The organism is Halalkalibacter lacteus, from assembly GCF_036663595.1.
Lineage (GTDB): Bacteria > Bacillota > Bacilli > Bacillales > Bacillaceae_D > Halalkalibacter > Halalkalibacter lacteus.
Genome location: NZ_JAWRVL010000150.1, coordinates 1 through 279, shown reverse-complemented (window position 1 = coordinate 279; position 279 = coordinate 1). Strand labels below are relative to the sequence as shown.

The window sequence follows — 279 nt, the reverse complement described above, 5'->3', positions numbered from 1 at the left end:
GGAATGAATTCTAAAGTTCTTATGAAAATTGGGGTTCGTTATTTTATTCCTATTTTTGGAGCCGTCCTTGGGGCGATAGCTATAGCCGCTTTAGTAGGATTTTTAATTGGATTCTCCATACAAGAAGCGATTCTAGTTATTACACTTCCGATCCTAGGTGGTGGAATGGGAGCAGGAGCGATTCCGATGGCACAAGTTTATTCTGAATTCCTAGGTAACTCACCGAGTTATTACATTTCGATACTCGTTCCTGCTTTAGCACTTGGTAATGTGTTTGCC

1 protein-coding gene is annotated in these 279 nt (G+C 40.9%); it reads left to right on the top strand.

Annotated elements, in window-relative coordinates; all coding sequences use genetic code 11:
* Positions 1–279 (top strand): 2-hydroxycarboxylate transporter family protein (locus SAZ04_RS21865; protein WP_332699638.1); only part of this gene is annotated, 279 nt, incomplete at both ends.